The 15192-nt window shown below is 51.7% G+C and carries 11 protein-coding genes; 1 reads left to right on the plus strand and 10 read right to left on the minus strand.

What is annotated here, in order from left to right; all coding sequences use genetic code 11:
* The first annotated feature begins 26 nt into the window (after positions 1-26).
* The gene (locus tag GON22_RS10815) at positions 27-686 is read left to right on the plus strand and encodes a hypothetical protein (protein WP_160396108.1); all 660 of its coding nucleotides are present in this window, start codon (positions 27-29) and stop codon (positions 684-686) included.
* Positions 687-778: 92 nt separating this feature from the next.
* Here GON22_RS10815 and GON22_RS10820 read toward each other — a convergent pair whose 3' ends face one another.
* From GON22_RS10820 to GON22_RS10865, 10 genes are all read right to left on the minus strand, one after another.
* Complete coding sequence (locus GON22_RS10820) at positions 779-1372, minus strand: nucleotidyltransferase family protein (protein WP_160396109.1); 594 nt, start codon at positions 1370-1372, stop codon at positions 779-781.
* Between the two features lie 153 nt (positions 1373-1525).
* Entirely contained in the window at positions 1526-3124 is a 1599-nt protein-coding gene (gene nagZ, locus GON22_RS10825) for a beta-N-acetylhexosaminidase (protein ID WP_160396110.1), read from the minus strand.
* Positions 3125-3198: 74 nt separating this feature from the next.
* Positions 3199-4854, minus strand: coding sequence for a response regulator (locus GON22_RS26555; protein WP_160396111.1), 1656 nt, complete (start codon positions 4852-4854; stop codon positions 3199-3201).
* On the minus strand, positions 4851-6659 hold the full coding sequence (locus tag GON22_RS10835) for a cache domain-containing sensor histidine kinase (RefSeq protein ID WP_160396112.1): 1809 nt from the start codon (positions 6657-6659) through the stop codon (positions 4851-4853). Before GON22_RS10835 ends, GON22_RS26555 begins: the two co-directional genes overlap by 4 nt.
* A gap of 30 nt (positions 6660-6689) precedes the next feature.
* Positions 6690-7589: a carbohydrate ABC transporter permease gene (locus GON22_RS10840; protein ID WP_160396113.1), complete on the minus strand. Its 900-nt coding sequence runs from the start codon at positions 7587-7589 to the stop codon at positions 6690-6692.
* The gene (locus GON22_RS10845) at positions 7589-8473 is read right to left on the minus strand and encodes a carbohydrate ABC transporter permease (RefSeq protein WP_160396114.1); all 885 of its coding nucleotides are present in this window, start codon (positions 8471-8473) and stop codon (positions 7589-7591) included. The genes GON22_RS10840 and GON22_RS10845 overlap by 1 nt, the downstream gene beginning before the upstream one ends.
* Before the next feature lie 99 nt (positions 8474-8572).
* A complete protein-coding gene (locus GON22_RS10850) occupies positions 8573-9937 on the minus strand; it encodes an extracellular solute-binding protein (RefSeq protein ID WP_237179103.1) in 1365 nt (454 codons plus the stop codon).
* 389 nt (positions 9938-10326) lie between these two features.
* The gene (locus GON22_RS10855) at positions 10327-10521 is read right to left on the minus strand and encodes a hypothetical protein (protein WP_160396115.1); all 195 of its coding nucleotides are present in this window, start codon (positions 10519-10521) and stop codon (positions 10327-10329) included.
* Between the two features lie 24 nt (positions 10522-10545).
* Positions 10546-13446, minus strand: a complete 2901-nt coding sequence (locus tag GON22_RS10860) for a DEAD/DEAH box helicase (RefSeq protein WP_160396116.1) — start codon at positions 13444-13446, stop codon at positions 10546-10548.
* Positions 13443-15104, minus strand: a complete 1662-nt coding sequence (locus GON22_RS10865) for an SWIM zinc finger family protein (protein WP_160396117.1) — start codon at positions 15102-15104, stop codon at positions 13443-13445. The genes GON22_RS10860 and GON22_RS10865 overlap by 4 nt, the downstream gene beginning before the upstream one ends.
* Between the last annotated feature and the right edge of the window lie 88 nt (positions 15105-15192).

Here is a 15192-nt window from a genome sequence, read left to right on the forward strand (position 1 = left end):
ACGCTCTATAAGGTGGTGAACGCATCATGGGTTTTTTACAAAGATGGGGAGTACTGCTCGTCCTAGGCGGGATCCTCGGTGCCATACTTGGGTTCAACGGAGCTGAATTAAACGGGAAAACGTTGCTGGCCATTTTCGGCTGCGCTCTGGTCCTCGTGCTCGCAGTTTATATTATTCCGCTTAATTATGCGCTTCGCTATTCGCGAAACGACCGTTATGTAGCGAGAAGCTTGCAACGAATAAGCCGCTCCAACCCATATTATGCCGCAATCTCTGATATGCTCGAAGGGCATCTTGAATCGGCAGCAGCCCGATTGGGCAGCATTAAGAATGATAAGCTCCGCGCCGTTATAGGCGCTAATATTGCCATGGAGAATAGGCTGTGGCATGAAGCAGAGAAGCATATTAACATGCAAAATAACAATGATGTTCGCAATGTGGGCAAAGCGCTTCTTCGCCTCTATCAAGACGATTGGAAGGGCTTTGAAGAAGCGAAGCGATTAGTCGACCATCAGGGCCTGCTGTATGCGCTCGACGCGGATGCTGCTTTCCGCAAGGAAGAGTTTGCGAAAGCCGATGAGCTCGGTGCGCTTGCGATCGCCCATACCGCTGGATTGCAACGTTATGCGCTGATTCAGTATCGGGAGCTGCGCAGCAAGGAGCCGCAGCGGCGCAGTTATTTTTAAGGCTGTGCAAGTGCATGCGGCGTAGATTTTTGGCGTTAGAAAACTATAAAAGCCAAGCCAGCGCATCTGCGCTGGCTTTTTTGCCATATTTGCTATTCAGCAGTTTGTTCAATATGTTCAATATGATGAACGGTTACCATGTCCCAAATGCTTTTCCAATTTTTCTTAACAACACGATCCTCATAGATTGCTGCTCTTGCTTCTGTTTGTTCAAAATAAGGTGTTGGTTTCAACACGGCATTTAACACATCTTGAACCCCACAAGGAGCAGCCAAAATAACGTTGTTTTGTTTGTCTAAAGTTAACCCTAGTGCTGTAGCAGTTTCAGGAAATTTCGAAATCGCATCAACGGATGAAGCATAAGGCGGTATATTATTTACAACATGCATTCTCGCTTCGTTTTTGACAGACCAAGGGACTTGCGGGTTTATCCTTCTAAGCTTTTGTTCCAATTGTTTCTCTACGTTCTCATCTATTATGGCCGCATCAAAATAAATGACATCTACATCAGGCATTGGCGTCCTTTCATTAAAGCCATGGAGCGTATCCCAAATCTTAGAACGAACAAACCCCGCACATACCCACCAATCAGGCAAATTCAGAGAATTGGCGTTATGCAATATCTCCACCATCCATTCATCGGCTAGTACAAGTTGAATGATATCTTGTGCAGTTTGTAATTTCAAAACAACTGCCCCCCACCCCGAACATATATTCCCATTATAACTGAATATAAGTGAGTTGGAAGCACTCTTTACTTTAAAATCGCAAAAATATAGACATTCAAACTAAAGTCGTTTGAATGTCTATTTGATCGCTATTCTTAATCCATCCCGCCGCTAATCCTGCTTCCAACCAAATGGATAAGCCGGCGATACGCCAAGCGGCAGGCGCCCTTGCGGCACAAGCGCACCTGTCAGCGCTTTGGCTGCCGATGACAACGCCAACGGACGGCACTCATACACGGCGATATAAGCGGAAACTTCCGGATATACGTTCAAATCAAGCGGATTGCGCACCGATACCGCAACGGTTCGCCCTGCTGCACGGCGGAGCACCTTTGTCGCTATCGTCCGCTCCAGCTCATGCTTCACTGCATCATACGTCACGAGCACAATCCGCTCGAACGATTCCAGCCCCTCAAGCGGATCGCCTTCATTCATCCTGCGTTCCACCACATTCGGCAGCAACTGGGCCAAATAGCCGCCTAATGTGCCATCCCCCTGCAGCAGCTCATCGGCTTCCGACACAGCTACGATCTCCGGCCACAGAACGAGCGTCCGCGCTTCGGAAGGAAGCGGCAGCAGTTCGCCCTCATTTTTGACCAATGTTACCGATGCCTCGCTCCAACGCTTCGCTGCTTCCCGGTTCGCAGGAGTTCCAATCTCATGAACAACTTTATCCCATGGCGCAAGCGCCGTGCCGTACTTCGCTTTCAGCGCCATTACGCGAGCAAGCGACTCTTCCAGCCGCTGCTCGGACAGCTCGCCCCGTTCAACGGCCGCGACAACCGATTCTACCGCCCGGCGCTGTTTCTCATAAGTATGGCATACAAGCACAAGGTCCGCGCCTGCTTGCAATGCCATTACAGCCCCGCGCTCCGGTCCAAAGCCGTCGTCAATCGCTTTCATTTCGAGACAGTCCGTAATAATGGCGCCATCGTAGCCCAGTTCCTCTCGCAACAGGCCTGTAAGCACGGCAGGCGATAACGTCGCCGGCACGCCCGATGGTTCAAGCGTCGGCATCGCGATATGCGCTGTCATAATCACGTCCACACCTGCCGCAATCGCGGCTTTGAATGGCACAAGCTCAATCGCATCAAGGCGCTTGCGGTCATGCGGGATGACCGGCATATCCTGGTGCGAATCCACTGCGGTATCGCCATGGCCAGGAAAATGCTTCACGGTTGCGGCAACACCCGCTTCTGTGTACCCTTGCACCGCCGCAACGCCGAGACGACCGACTACATCAGGGTGATCGCTATATGAGCGTACATTGATGACCGGATTGTCCGGATTATTGTTCACATCAAGGCAAGGAGCAAAATTCACATTAATGCCAAGCTTTAGCAGCTCTTCCCCGCATATGCGCGCTGTCTCGCGAGCCGCTTGTTCAGAGCCCGTCGCTCCAATGGCCATATTGCCAGGCATCAGCGTTACGCCGTCTACTATACGCGATACCATGCCGCCTTCTTGGTCAATCGATACGAGCAGCTGCGGCCGCCCCGCTTGCTCTGCCGCCTGATGAAGCGCAGCCGATAACGCATGCACCTGCTGTGCGCTTTGCACATTACGGCTAAAGTAGATAACGCCGCCAAGCCCATACTCAGCAATATGCGCCAACACCGCTTCGTCCGGTTCATAGCCGTGGAACCCGAATATGAATAACTGTCCCGCCTTCTCCTTCAGGCTCCATTGCCGCCAATCTTGCTCTCCCATCTTGATTTCCCCTCTTCCCTTCGCTCCTCATGCTAGCCTAGCCTTTCGATGCAGCGAGCCTCGCCCTTAATCCTTTATTCATGCTCCGCTTCTAACGATACAGCGCCAGCAGGCAGCCGGCTGTTTCGATAATCGGTCGGATTTTCCCCGGTATACTTCATGAACACTTTCGTAAAATAACGCCGCTCCGAGTAGCCGACTTCCTTCGCAATCTGAGCGACACTCTTAGGTGTTTCAACGAGCAGCACCTTCGCCTTATCCATCCGCTGGCGCGTCACATATTCGATAAACGTGCAGCCGAACGTCTGCTTGAATAGCAAGCTGAAGTACGAAGCGCTTAGCCCAACCTGCGTTGCAGCTTCCTCAACGCTCAGGTCACGGAACAAATTGCGGTCCATATAGACCTTCGCTTCGAGCATCGACCGCTCGGATTGCTTGCGCGTATCGCGTTCCAGCCCTGCATCGGATAACTGGCGGATCATGGCAATCAAATCCTTCACGCCATACAACTTATCTAGCTTGCGCCATAGCTGGTCTTCCTGCTCCCGGCGCAGCAAGCCCGTTTCCTTCATCTCCCGAAGCACATGCAGTGCAAAAAAATGAAGCATCGGGCGCAGCCTGCCATATGCCGCCTCGTCCACACGCTGCAGCTGGGCGCTCACTTCCCGCAGCTCTGCATCTACCGCTACGCTATCGCCGCGCTTCAGCCCGCTGACAAGCCGCTCTGCAATGCCCCACATCGCTTGCTCTGCCCCTGATTGCCCCGGCGTATCCTGCGTATGAAACCGAATCGGCTCATCGCCGCACTCCGTCGTCAGTTGCATGCCGCGCTGTACCGTTTTATAAGCATCCGCTAGCTCGACAGCCGACACATAATTCGGATAAATGCCTGCCTCCAGCTTCAGCTTGACATGCTTCTTCACTTGATCAAGCAAATCTTGCGCCCAACGCTGTACCGCCTCGCGGTCGAATAGCGCCGACAATCCTGCCTGTCCATCCTCTACCCGCTCGATAAGCACGCACCATTCGCCGTCACGCGTCTGGATGACTGCATGGGCTTGGCCCAGCAGCTCCATCGACTCGCGCAAAACATTGCAGATCGCAAAATTCCACAGTTTACGCTCCTTATCGCTCCACTCCCGCCAATCCTTAGCTGCCTCAGCTCCAACATCGTAATTGAACAAAGCCAGCGCGTAGGAACGGTCCGCTATACGGCTCTCATCCCCATTCAGCAACCAATGCTCAGACGAGAGGTCCGTATAATCCATCAAGATATCATACAGCATCTTCTCTCCTGCCAGCCCAATCATGCGGTCCAGCTTGCGCTCCTCTTCCTTGCGCTGGCGGCGCTTCTGGCGGCGCTCGTTCATCACGCGGGCGATGACGCCTGTCAATTCATCGTATGGGATCGGTTTGAGCATATAATCCTTCACGCCATATTGAATAGCCGTTCTGGTATAAGCAAAGTCCTGATAGCCCGACAGCATGATCACATCTACATCCAGCTCTTCCGCACGAATGCGCTTCACTAGCTCAAGCCCATCCATAACAGGCATTCGAATATCACATAAAAGCAAATCCGGCGACTGCGCCTGAATTAGCTCATAAGCTTCCACGCCATTTCTCGCGGTGCCAACAACCTCAAGGCCTAGCATATCCCAAGGGATAACCTTCTCGAGGTTACGCGAGATATGTGGCTCATCATCAACGATAATTACTTTGCCGTTCACAGGCGCCCCTCCTTGCTTCTAGGTATTGTGCACCGGATGATTGTTCCTTTGCCTTCTTCGCTGCATAACCATAGGCCATATGAAGGTCCGTAATGGATTCGCAGCCGCTCTGCAACGCTGCGAAGGCCAAGCCCTCTGCGTTCGCCCAGCTCAGCGGCTACCGCTTCCCTATCCCGGTCAAGCCGGCCATCGACTAGCCGCCTAATGACGTCCGGGGCCATGCCGATCCCGTTATCCGATATCGTAAACACGATGCGATGCTGTTCAAGCGTTACATCGATTCGGATGAGGCCGGCACGTTCCAGCCCCTCGAAGCCATGCTGAATGCTGTTCTCGACCAGCGGCTGAAGCGTGAGCTTCAATATCGTATAATCAAGCGCTTCCTCGGGAACGTTCAACTCGTACGAGAACAGTTCCTCGAATCGATACTTCTGAATTTCCAGATAGCTGCGCACATGTTCAATTTCTTGATGGACCGAATTCACTTCATTCTCATGCATGCTCGTTCGCAGCAAATTGCCTAGCCTGCGAACCATCATCATTATTTTTTGCCCTTCGTTTTGCGCAGCGAGCGCATTAATCGACTCTAACGTATTGAATAAAAAATGCGGCTTGATCTGCGCCTGCATGAGCATCATCTCTGCCCGCTGCTTGCGCTCCTGCTCCTGCCGGACCTCGGTAAGCAGCTTGCCGATTCGGTCTACCATGCTGTTAAAGCTATTAGCGAGCATGACCGTCTCATCCTTGCCGCCTGCTGAGATGCGAATATCGAGCAACCCTTGCTCAACCAGCCTCATTTTGCGAACGACGCGAACGATGGATTTGGCTACCCGCCCAACGAAAAATTGATTAAACAAAATAGCAGACAACAAACAAATCGCTGTAATGGCAGCAATCCACTGAATAAACCGTACATTCTCGTTCGTCAGTGATTCCCAAGACTTGACGGACACGAGCACCCAATCATTCATCTCCAAATTGTAGGACGAAACCAAGCTGTCTTTTCCGTAAAATTTTTCACGGCTGCTCGCATAATGCGAGGTGTCCTGCGGCGTAAGCGATGTATATGTGCTCAGCGGCTTGCCATCCAGCTCCCGCTTGCTATCCAGCATAACCATTCCCGTCCGATTGACAAGCATATAACGCGTATGGTCATCTTCTTGCGAAGATTTGCCGTATGTCTCCAGAATGCTAGCCACATCCGATATTTTAAACTGCATAACGATAACGCCGAGATCGCTCAGCGTATCGACATCCTTCACAATGCGCAGCTGCGTAAACAACGGCGGATCTTGGCCCGTAATTTCTTGATGCTCGTATGGCCCAATCCAGAACGGGCGTCCGGCGAGTTTCGTCACTTCCTTGAATACCGCATGATTTTGCAGCAAATCGTAGGAGATCGGACGATACGTCGTCGGATCATTCCGGTAGGATTGGAACATCGTTCCATCATTTGCATATAACACGATCAATGAAATTGCGGGATGTTGAAACAAATTGCGGCTGATCGATTTCTCCGCGAGATTAAGCTTAATTTGATAACTCGCATCTTTGGGGCTTTGCAAATTGGACTTCAGAATGTCCTGAATCGTACTGCTCGTAACACTTGCATCCGACAGCTGGCCGAGCTCCTTGAAGAAATAGCGGATATTGCCGCTGACAGCAGTCAACGTCAACTCCGTCTGTTCATTATATTTCTTCTCAAGCAACCGCTCCGAGTTCAGGAACGACGCAATGCCCAGCGAGAAGATCGGTATGACGATAAGTGCGATAAATGCGACGAGCAGCTTCAATCTCAAGTTCATGTCCGGCAAGCCCCTTTATGCTGTTGAAGGTTACCCCTTCACGCTGCCAGCCGTCATCCCGTCGATAATTTGCCGTTGCAAGAACATATAGACGACAAGGACAGGAACAATGCTCATAATAACTGCTGCAGACAGCGAAGCGAAGTTCGTCCGATAGCCGTCATTGAACGTAGCCATACCGGTTGTGAGCGTTCGTTTCGCCTCAGAAGAGATAAACAACTGCGATAATATAAATTCATTCCAGTTCGCGATAAAGTTCAAAATCGTTACCGTCACGAGCGAAGGCAATGAGATCGGCAAAATGATGCGGAAAAACAATCCGCCTGCACCAAGACCGTCCATAATGCTTGCCTCTTCCAGCTCATTGGGAATCGAGATCATGAACGCATGCAAGATAAAGATGGTAATTGGCAACGCATACGTGCAGTATACCAAAATCAACGACCAATGTTTATCATACAAGCCCAAATCGTTAATTAAACGATACAACGGAATGAACAATGCGCTAGGCGGAACGAGCAAGCCAAGCAAAATGAACTGGTACAAGCCTTTGTTCATCAGCTTAAATTTCATCCGTGCAATGGCAAAGGATGTAGCTGCGGCAAACAACAGCGTAATTAAGCATGATACGATTGTAATATAAAGGCTATTGAACGCATAACCGCCGATATTGGCGCTCTCCCATGCAGCCCGGTAATTATCGAAATTGAACGTCTTCGGCAATCCCCATGTATTGACTGTAATTTCACGGTTCGTTTTGAAGGAAGACATCAACAGCCAGAGCAGGGGGAACAAAATGATCGCCACATAGACCAAGAGGAACAGGTGACCCGGCAATTGCTTCTGGCGAATGCGGTACCATAACGAGCCTGTGTGGGTGGAAGTTTCTTTGTTGCTCATTGCAGGCAACGATTGTGACATTTTCGCCATTAGTACTGCACCTCCTCACGCCGTCTAGAGATCACTTGAAGAACCCCAGTCATGACCAGAATAATGATAAACATCGCAACGCCAATCGCGCTGCCATAGCCTAGCTCCATTGAACGGAAGCCAACCTTCAGCATGTACGTCGACATGACCTCTGTCGATTGGAACGGTCCGCCGTTGGTCATAATTTGAACGATATCGAGCACCTTCATCGTACCGGACACGGAGAGCAGCAGCATAACGAATAGGATCGGCCGGATAAGCGGCAACGTGATCAATCGCGTCTCGCGCCAGGATGTAGCCCCATCAATATTGGCAGCTTCGACAATTTCCCGGGGAATATTCAGGATAGCGGCCAGGCATAGCACGATGAAGAAGCCGATATTTTGCCAAGCGTTCGCAATGAGAATCGAGAGCATCGCAAGCTTCGGATTCGATAGCCATTCCTGTGCCCAGCTCTCTGGCCCGATCGCGCGAAGCACTTGGTTAATAAGTCCAGACTCATAGTTATACAGCACGCCGAACAGAATAGCTACCGTCGCAGTCGAGATGACAACTGGCACGAAAACAGCTGATTTATAAAAATCGCGCATCCGTCTTACTTTGCTAATCAAAATCGAAATGAGCAAGACGAGCGGAATGTTAACCACGAGCGAGAAAACAAGGAAATACATGTTATTCCAGAACGATTTAATAAACACTTCATCCTTCAACAGTCGCGTAAAGTTATCAATCCCGATAAACACTTTGTCCGTAATGCCATCCCACTGGAAGAAGCCATAATATAACGAGACGATTACCGGATAGATGAAAAATAGCAGATAGAGCGCGAGCGTCGGCAAAATGAAGGCAACGTATGTCCAAGGGTTGCGCAGCGCTTTATTCATGAGGTCAGCCTCCTGTTCCTTCAGTAAGCATTAATCGCTTTTGAGAGAACAAAAGGGCGCCTTCCGGCAGGAAGGACACCCTCTCGTCCCAATCGATCATTATTTTTGAGCGTTTGCTTTCTCTTGTGCCGCTTGGATGTGTGCTGCAACTTCAGCAGGCTTTTTCACTTTGCCGATCAGCTCTTGCAAGCCTACGCCGATGTCAGCCGTAACGCTTGGCTGTACGATTGCGTCGAATGCTTTCCACGAGTTCGAAGCGTTGCCCATTACCGTCAATACTTCGGAGATCAGTGGATCTACGCCCGACAGGTCAGACAGCTTCATGGAAGGCAGCAATTTGTCTTCTACGAGCGTACGTTTTTGCACTTCTTCTGTGAAGAAGTTTTTGATGAATGCTTTCGCCATAGCGACTTGGTCTTCGCTTAGGTTAGCCGAGAAGCCGAAACCGTTCGAGTAGCTTGCATTGATCGACGTTTGGTTTCCTTTGCCGCCCGCTACGCTAGGGAATGCGAAGTAACCGATGTTGCCTTTCAGGTCGCCAGCTTCATCGCTCGTGAAGCGGTTAGCATCCCAGCTGCCCGTGAAGAGCATAGCTGCTTCGCCTTTGAGGAACTTAGCGCCTTGATCTGCATATGGCAGGCCGAGTGCGCCTTTCGTGAAGTAGTCATTGTTCACGAGCGTAGCGTATGCTTCGAAGCCCTTGATGAAGTCAGGATCAGTCCATTTTGTTTCGCCCGTTACCACTTTGTTCAAGCCGTCCATGCCGACATGGCGCTCCATAACCGAGTTCCAGAGCATGCCGTTAACCCAAGCGTCTTTCGCAGCGAGTGCGAATGGCGTGAAGCCTGCGCCTTTTACTTTATCTGCCGCTGCGATCAGCTCATCCCACGTCGTAGGTACGGCGATGCCAAGGTCAGCAAACATTTTTTTGTTGTAGAAGATTGCTTCGCTGTAACCGCCGAATGGCAAACCGTATACTTTGCCATCAACTGTGAACTCGTCAAGGCTTGCGAATTTATCTTTAATGCCCAGTTCTTCAATGATTGGAGTCAGGTCAAGCATACGGCCCGCTTTAACGTACAGGTTCAGGTCAGCACCGCCGAATACTTCGAAAACATCTGGCGGGTTGCCTGCTGCCATCTCCGCTTTCAGCTTTTGGTCGCGGTTGACGACTTCGTCAATGCCTTCCATCTCGATTTTCAAACCTGGATTTTCTTGCTCCGTCTTCGCTACCACGTCTTGGAAAATCTTAAGGCGAACTTTGCTCGTTTCTTTAATTTGCGTATGGCGCAATTTCAACGTAACGTCTTTCTTTGTCTCTGTAGGCGTATCTGTCGTAGTTGGCGTTTCCGTGCTCTTGTCTGGCGTTTTCGTCTCTTCTTTGTCCGACGAGCCGCAAGCGGACAGGAACATCGTGCTCGTAAGCAGCATAACAGCAATTAGGGATAGATTTCTCTTCATCATGGTAAGACCTCCTCAAGAAAATGGCATTTCCAATTCCGTTTCGTGTTTCCCTTACAACTTGATTATATAAGCGGAACGGTACTTGTCAGGAGGTTGAAAAAAACGTGAGATAGGGAGACTTTTATATTGTGGACGGGCTAGGGGGGTAAAAATTCACGATAGGACGGATACTTTTCTGCTATTTATGTAATATAACCTAACATTATGATATCGCTTTCACGATTATATATGAAAAATCGTAGTTTATTCAACAGGCTCATCACAAATACTTCACACCAAATCCTATCATAACGAATGCCAATCGCACAATCACCATGTATACGTAACTTATTCTTACATATAAAAAGAGGGAACACGGAATTGTTCCCCCTTGTTTGTCACCCTATCCCCTATTTCGGTTCATTCTGCTGTGTACCGCTATTAAGCGGGCCGACTTCTTCGCGCAATCGCTGCATCGCGTCGCGAACTGCGGCATAGAAAGGTCGCCATGCAGGCAGCGCATCGGCTGGCCCAACCGCCATCGCCCCGTTCTCTGCTTCCTTCTGCCGCTGATCCTCTTGCTGATCGCCTTCTGGTCGTTGCAAGAATTCCCCTCCTTCAGGCTGGCGCTACCGAGCAAATCGATCGCGGCGAAGCGCGAACAGCTCACGCAGCTCATCCGTCGACAGCTCCGTCACCCATTGTTCCGACTGGCTAACGATCTGGTCGTTCAACGATTGTTTGCGGTCTATCATCTGGTCGATCCGTTCCTCGAGCGTGCCCAAGGTGACGAACTTATGCACCTGGACCTTCTTCGTCTGCCCAATTCGGAAGGCTCGGTCAGTCGCTTGATTCTCAACAGCCGGATTCCACCAACGGTCAAAATGGAAGACATGGTTGGCAGCCGTCAAGTTAAGCCCCGTGCCGCCCGCCTTTAAGGAAAGAACGAACGCGCAGCCTGGCACCTCTTGGTTTTGGAACTGATCAATCATCGTGTCGCGCTGCGCTTTAGGCACGCCACCATGCAAATACGGAACAGGCAACCCGATCCGGTCCTCCAACAGCCGTTGCAGCGTCAAGCCCATATCAACAAACTGCGTAAATACGAGGCATTTCTCGCCTTCCGCAGCAATTTCTTCAATCATCTCTACTAAGCGGAGCGTTTTGTTAGACCGCTCAACATCCCAAGCACTGCCTGAAACGCCTTCGCCAAGAAACAGCTGCGGATGGTCACATAGCTGCTTCAGCTTCGTTAAGGCAGATAAGATTAAGCCCCTCCGGCGCATCGGCCCTTCCTTATCCAAATTCTCCAGCAAGCCAGCTACGATGTTTTCGTACAGCGCACCTTGCTCAGCTGTCAACGAGACGAACATCTTCGCCTCGTTCTTGTCCGGCAGCGAGTCGACAATCGCAGGATCGCTCTTCACCCGCCGCAGCATGAACGGCCTCGTCCACCGCTGCAGCCCTGCGATTGCTTCCTCATCCCGCGTCCGCTCGATTGGGGCAACGACATGTTGGCGGAATTCACTTAACCGTCCGAGGTAGCCCGGATTAATGAAGTCGAATATGGACCATAGCTCTGTCAAACGGTTTTCCATCGGCGTGCCGGTCATCGCGATCCGATGGTAAGCCGGCAACCTCCGAATCGCTGCCGATTGCTTCGTATTAACGTTCTTAATGTTCTGCGCCTCATCTAAGCAAAGCACATTCCACTCGATTGACTCAAAGTCCTCTTCATCGAGCGGAACGAGCGAATAAGAAGTGATAACAACATCCGCAGCTGCTGCTGCTTCAGCGAATGCCGCTCCTTTATCCCGCTTCGGGCCATAATGAAGCATTACTTTCAGCCCAGGCGCGAACCGCTCCAGCTCCTTCTCCCAGTTGCCAATAACGGAGGTCGGGCATACGAGCAGCGCCGGCCCGCCACGGCCTTTGCCTTGCTCATGCTGTTGCTTCATATATAGCAAGTACACGGTGAACTGTACGGTTTTGCCTAGTCCCATATCATCTGCAAGAACAGAACCTAGGCCGAATCTTCGCAGGAAGGCCAGCCAGGACACCCCTTGCAGCTGATAAGGCCGAAGCTGTCCACGGAACGTGTCCGGCACATCGATATCAGGAATTCCACCGGCCTGCTGCAGCTGCTCCAGCCATTGGGACAGATGGCTATTGAGCTCCACCTCTGCCGCGAGCGAGATGCCTTCATCCTCATCCTCGCCCATCACTGGCGAAGCGCCCCGCAGATGGATTTCAAGAATATCCCGCAGCGTCAAGCCTTTCTTGCGGCCGACCTGCTTCATCCACCGCTTGATCCGGTCAATGTCCTCCGGCTCTAGATGCACCCATTCCCCATCGATGCGCATCAGCTTCCGGTTGTCCTCCGCCAGCTTCATAAATTCCGCTTCGGAGAGATCCACGTTGCCGACCGCTAGCTTCCAATCAAATTGCACCAGCTCATTGAGCCCGAACATCGGCTGTTCAGAGGAGCCTACGGAAGACTTCATTTTGGCTTTCAGGCGGAATTTGCGCGTTCGCACCGTTTCCCACCAAGAAGGAAGCAAGACGGGACAACCCGCTTGCAGCAGCTTCAAGCTCGTCGATTCGAGGAAGCTATACGCCTCCGAATCCGTAAGCTCGGTACGGAGCTGCTCACCGCCTGGTTCAATGAGATCGGGCGCGGACAATTGCCACTTGCGCTGCTCCCGCTCTAAACGTTCGCCGAGCAAAGGCAGCCAATCGTCAGGCAGCGCTTCTTCTCCAGCCGATACGTAATCGCCTTTACGGTTATGCTCCAAGGGCATCCAAGCGCCTCCATCGCGATGCTGCACGGCCGGGCGAAGCCGCCAACCATGCTGGTCATCTGGTTCCGCCAGTTGCAGCGCTATGCGGAATGGAAACACATCCTTACGGATTCCAGCGGCGACCAGCCAATCCTCTTCATCTGCAGCTCCGCCCCTAAGCACGGCAGACCCGATGTCTGCCAGCGTAGCATGCCATGCAACAGAAACCGACTTATCCGTCTCGATCAGCTGATTAACTGCGAGCGAAAGCCACTCGTCTACAGCACCCTGCTGTCCGGCCTTCTCCCAGCTACGAAGCAGCTCACGCCATAGCTCCAGTGTTGCTGGCTCTAGATCGTCAGGCACATCCGCTTTCCAAGCTGGCTGTTCAACCGTCCAACGAACACTATCTGGAACAAACCAACCATGCATAAGCGCCCGGCGAAGCCACACTGCGGTCGCCCTAATCCGGTCGCCATCTTCCGTCCAATCAATATTGAGCAGCCGAACATGCTGTGGCGCATCCAAATAATCGATAGCAAGCAGCGGCGGCAGCAGAAGCGTCGTACGCCCGAACGCATCCTTGTTCTCAATTTCAGCCCCATACCAAGAGGAGGCATGCCATGCGAACAGCAGCCTTTTCAACCGAGCCCCGTAAGCGGTATGGCGCTCCTCCATCACATACACGCCCTCGCCGGATGCAAAACGTGCATCTAGTACGAGCGGCTGTTTGACGTCAAGTCCCCTCATGGTCGTATATTTCCTTTCGCCATTTCTTCCTGCAGTGCGCGCAATCGATAATATTTATCCGAAACCAACATCACATACCGGCTCCACGGTTCCGGTTGCTTCATCGCTTTATATAGCTTCTCCAACTTCTTCATCAGCTTCACAGCAGTCTTGTAGCCTTGCCGGTTACGTGAATTGATAGCATCATCAATCGCCTGATGGTAAATCGGCAGAAGGGCTTGCGGCTCCGCATTCGTTGCCTCGCGCAAATCCTTCGCATCCAGATCCTCCGGTGACATGCCCATGAGCAGCTGCAAGTCCGCCCAATCGCTGAAGCGCCCAAGCTCAATCCAATGGTCAGCTAACGAGCTATACGAGTAAGGCAGCATAGCGACCATCCATTGCATCCATTGCGGATTGTCGGGCTGCGCCAGATCGGCTTCCCGGCATAGGAACAAGAACGGAACGAGCGCTCTCGTATTGGCCGACTTCGCACGGCGTTCGAAGAAAAATTGCATCCAAACTTGAAAACTATCCCAATTGCGCTCTGCTAGCCGCGTCTGTGCATACATCTGAACGAGCGGCTCGATCGGCTCAATCGGAGCTGTTGCCAATCGCTTAGCCGCGTCGCTATCCCTGCCTTCGAACATATCTAATGCAGCCAAGGCAATTGGCGGGAACGGCGCTTTCTCTTTGCTTTTGGCAGCCTCGCCACCCGATCCGCCTGCTTGCACTGCTGGTGCGGACGAAACAGCGGGTTGTTCTATTGCACGAACTTCCGCTCCCTTACGTTCTAGGCGCGAACGCTCAGCATCACGCCACCGATCGTCATCAAGCCTGCCAGATGTTAAGCTTAAATAGAGAAAATCCCATCGAAACAGCTCATTCCACTCGTCGCAGGCTTGGTTACGCGCGTATTCCGTTACAACGTCAAACCAGTCGGACTGCTCATCTGTCCAATCCCGCCAATGATGCTGCTCGGAAGCCAGTGATTCGTACTGCTCAATCCATGGCTCCGCCATTCGGGTGAAACTCATTTGTTGATAATATTTACTGAATGGATCCACCAGCGTGAACGCCTTCTCCGCTTGCCGCAGCGTGAACAGGATCGCCAGCATCCATTCATACTTTTGAATCGGCTTATCCCAGTCCCGCGCATACCCTTTCAGCCCTAACAAGACCGACTGCAGCGGATGAAGCGTATACCGGCATTGCCGCCACGCTTCACCATACTGCTCTTCCATACGGCTAACGATCTTCCGATGGTCTGCACCATTCGAATGGCTCTTCTCGGGTTGTGAATTCGTGCCAGATGGCTGATCCGAAAGCTTCTCAGGCGCCGCCAAACCTAACAAGCGCCTGCGTGCATCCTCCGGCGAGCGCATGCCCGACTTCCCGCATGCAGCAAAATAAACCGCCGCCATATGCTTGCAGTAATCTGCCATCGGGCAAGTGCACGTGCTATAGCCAAAATGGCCAACATCCAGCATTACGCTGTACATATCGGTCCCTCGAACAGCACCAATCAACGTATCGCCGTCCACCAGCTTAACGCTTTGCACTCTTCCTTTTATATAATAATCCCAGCCTCGTTCCGCAACTGCGGGGAGCACATGCTCCGCAAGCTCCGACTCTAACGTTTGCAGCAGCAATTGTTCCGTCTGAAATAAGGAGTCCATCCATCCACTCCGTTCTTCGTGCATTCCATACATTATACCATAACCAAAACAGGTTTCGCGCCAATTCGATCGAGCGGATTGCCCAACA

The organism is Paenibacillus sp. MMS18-CY102 (assembly GCF_009789195.1).
In the GTDB taxonomy this organism is placed as follows: Bacteria; Bacillota; Bacilli; order Paenibacillales; family Paenibacillaceae; genus Paenibacillus_T.

Excerpts from the sequence above, each read along its gene's own strand:
- GON22_RS10835 (WP_160396112.1), bottom strand. The coding sequence starts at position 6,659 with ATGAACTTGAGATTGAAGCTGCTCGTCGCATTTATCGCACTTATCGTC.
- nagZ (WP_160396110.1), bottom strand. The coding sequence starts at position 3,124 with ATGGGAGAGCAAGATTGGCGGCAATGGAGCCTGAAGGAGAAGGCGGGA.
- GON22_RS10850 (WP_237179103.1), bottom strand. The coding sequence starts at position 9,937 with ATGATGAAGAGAAATCTATCCCTAATTGCTGTTATGCTGCTTACGAGC.
- GON22_RS10845 (WP_160396114.1), bottom strand. The coding sequence starts at position 8,473 with ATGAATAAAGCGCTGCGCAACCCTTGGACATACGTTGCCTTCATTTTG.
- GON22_RS10815 (WP_160396108.1), top strand. The coding sequence starts at position 27 with ATGGGTTTTTTACAAAGATGGGGAGTACTGCTCGTCCTAGGCGGGATC.
- GON22_RS10860 (WP_160396116.1), bottom strand. The coding sequence starts at position 13,446 with ATGAGGGGACTTGACGTCAAACAGCCGCTCGTACTAGATGCACGTTTT.
- GON22_RS10840 (WP_160396113.1), bottom strand. The coding sequence starts at position 7,589 with ATGGCGAAAATGTCACAATCGTTGCCTGCAATGAGCAACAAAGAAACT.
- GON22_RS10865 (WP_160396117.1), bottom strand. The coding sequence starts at position 15,104 with ATGGACTCCTTATTTCAGACGGAACAATTGCTGCTGCAAACGTTAGAG.